1 rRNA gene is annotated in these 3,073 nt (G+C 52.8%); it reads left to right on the top strand.

The features are described 5' to 3' along the window. Positions 1 to 128 precede the first annotated feature (128 nt). Positions 129 to 3,032, top strand: a 23S ribosomal RNA gene (locus tag LKO28_RS15275). Positions 3,033 to 3,073 lie beyond the last annotated feature (41 nt).

The raw sequence follows: 3,073 nt of genomic DNA, 5'->3' as shown, positions 1-3,073 counted from the left end.
GAAAAGAGTTCTTTGACATATTGGTATAGAAAAGAAGACAGACAAAGAGGACAGAGGAAGTTTGTATATGGTTTCGGCCATATATTGACTGAAGGCAGTCCATTGCTTGGCAAAAGGGGCAATGGACGGAAGAAAGTAAATAAGGGCACACGGGGGATGCCTAGGCTCCCAGAGGCGAAGAAGGACGCGACAAGCTGCGATAAGCCGCGGGGATCGGCACATACGAATTGATCCGCGGATTTCCGAATGGGGCAACCCGCCATGCTGAAGGCATGGCATACCGTTTATACGGTAAGCGAACGCGCTGAACTGAAACATCTAAGTAGGCGTAGGAGGAGAAAACAACAGTGATTCCGCAAGTAGTGGCGAGCGAACGCGGATTAGCCCAAACCGATCCTGTTACGGCAGGATCGGGGTTGTAGGACTGTGACGTGGTTACATATGCGATAAGTGGAACCGGATGGGAAGCCGGGCTATATAGGGTGAGAGCCCCGTACACGTAATCAATTATGGCCTAACAGTATCCTGAGTAGCGCGGGACCGGAGAAATCCTGCGTGAATCCGGCGGCACCATCCGCCAAGGCTAAATACTCCTGGGAGACCGATAGTGGACCAGTACCGTGAGGGAAAGGTGAAAAGAACCCCGAACAGGGGAGTGAAAAGAACCTGAAACCGTGTGCCTACGATCGGTCGGAGCGCATTTATTGCGTGACGGCGTGCCTTTTGCATAATGAGCCTACGAGTTGCTCCTGTCCGGCAAGGTTAACCCGTTCAGCGGGGGAGCCGGAGCGAAAGCGAGTCCTAATAGGGCGTGTAGTCGGGCGGGGCAGACGCGAAACCTTGTGATCTACCCTTGGGCAGGTTGAAGTTGCGGTAACACGCAATGGAGGACCGAACCGATAAACGTTGAAAAGTTTCCGGATGACCTGAGGGTAGGGGTGAAAGGCCAATCAAACTGGGAAATAGCTCGTACTCCCCGAAATGTTTTTAGGAACAGCGTTTCTACGTAATTTTACCGGAGGTAGAGCTACCGATTGGGTGCGGGGGAGTCAAATCCTACCAAATCCAGACGAACTCCGAATGCCGTTAAAATGTAGGAGCAGTGAGGCTTTGGGTGCTAAGGTCCAAGGCCGAGAGGGAAAGAACCCAGACCATCAGCTAAGGTCCCCAAATGCAGTCTAAGTTGATCTAACGAGGTCCGGTTGCCCAGACAGCTAGGATGTTGGCTTGGAAGCAGCCATTCATTTAAAGAGTGCGTAACAGCTCACTAGTCGAGCGGCCGGGCGTGGATAATAAACGGGCATCAAGACTGCTACCGAAGCTATGGACTGGTAGAATTATCTACCATTGGTAGGGGAGCATTCCATAGGGGGTGAATCGGTAAGGTGACTTACCGTGGACCTTATGGAAAAGCAAATGTAGGCATGAGTAACGATAAGGCGGGTGAGAAACCCGCCCACCGAAAGACCAAGGTTTCCTGATCAACGCTAATCGGATCAGGGTCAGTCGGGGCCTAAGGACCAGCCGAATGGCGATGTCCGATGGACAACGGGTTAATATTCCCGTACTCTTATATACTGCGATGCGGTGACGTAGCTGTGACACTGCCGCGCACTGACGGAATAGTGCGTTGAAGGGTTTAGGTATAGGACTTGTAGGCAAATCCGCAAGACCTGCTGATACCCGACAGTACTGCAAGGCTTCGGCTGCGCAGATAGTGCAGGTAATCGTACTACCGAGAAAACCCGCTAAGCTTCAGGTATATTAAGACCCGTACCGCAAACCGACACAGGTGGTTGGGGTGAGAATCCTAAGGTGCTCGAGTTAACCATGGCTAAGGAACTCGGCAAAATGGCCCTTTAACTTCGGGATAAGGGGCGCTTCCTCCAGCGATGGAGAAGCCGCAGTGAAAAGGCCCAGGCGACTGTTTAACAAAAACATATGGCTTTGCGAAATCGCAAGATGAAGTATAAGGCCTGACACCTGCCCGGTGCCGGAAGGTTAAGAGGGGATGTCATCCATTTATGGAGAAGCATTGAATCGAAGCCCCGGTAAACGGCGGCCGTAACTATAACGGTCCTAAGGTAGCGAAATTCCTTGTCGGGTAAGTTCCGACCTGCACGAATGGTGTAACGATCTGGGCGCTGTCTCAGCCATGGGCTCGGTGAAATTGTGGTGCCGGTGAAGACGCCGGCTACCCGCAACGGGACGGAAAGACCCCATGAACCTTCACTATAGCTTAACATTGCGGACCTGTACGGGATGTGTAGGATAGGCGGGAGTAAATGAAGCGCGTTCGCCAGGACGTGTGGATACACCCTTGAAATACCGCCCTTTCCGTATGGGTTCCCTAACCCCGCTGATGCGGGGGACATTGTTTGGTGGGTAGTTTGACTGGGGTGGTCGCCTCCAAAAAGGTAACGGAGGCTTTCAAAGGTAAGCTCAGTACGCTTGGTAACCGTACGCGGAGTGCAATGGCAAAAGCTTGCTTGACTGTGAGGCCTACAAGCCGACCAGGGTCGAAAGACGGACATAGTGATCCGGTGGTTCCGTATGGAAGGGCCATCGCTCAAAGGATAAAAGGTACTCTGGGGATAACAGGCTGATCTCCCCCAAGAGCTCATATCGACGGGGAGGTTTGGCACCTCGATGTCGGCTCGTCACATCCTGGGGCTGGAGAAGGTCCCAAGGGTTGGGCTGTTCGCCCATTAAAGTGGCACGCGAGCTGGGTTCAGAACGTCGCGAGACAGTTCGGTCCCTATCTGTTGTGGGCGTTGGAAGTTTGAGTGGGTCTGTCCTTAGTACGAGAGGACCGGGATGGACGCACCTCTGGTGAACCAGTTATGCCGCCAGGTGTACTGCTGGGTAGCTACGTGCGGTTGGGATAAGCGCTGAAAGCATCTAAGTGCGAAACCCGCCACGAGATTAGGCTTCCTTACAGGGCCGTAGCAGATTACTACGTTGATAGGCCACAGGTGTACAGGTAGAGATACCATAGCCGAGTGGTACTAATAGCCCGAAGCTTTCCGCGCCGGAAGATCCGCTGTCCTCTTTTATGTATTTCTTTTCTATA

This window comes from Sphingobacterium sp. FBM7-1, from assembly GCF_020687765.1.
Classification (GTDB): domain Bacteria; phylum Bacteroidota; class Bacteroidia; order Sphingobacteriales; family Sphingobacteriaceae; genus Sphingobacterium.
Note: the sequence above shows the minus strand (reverse complement) of the source record. Positions and strands in the feature narration are given on the sequence as shown.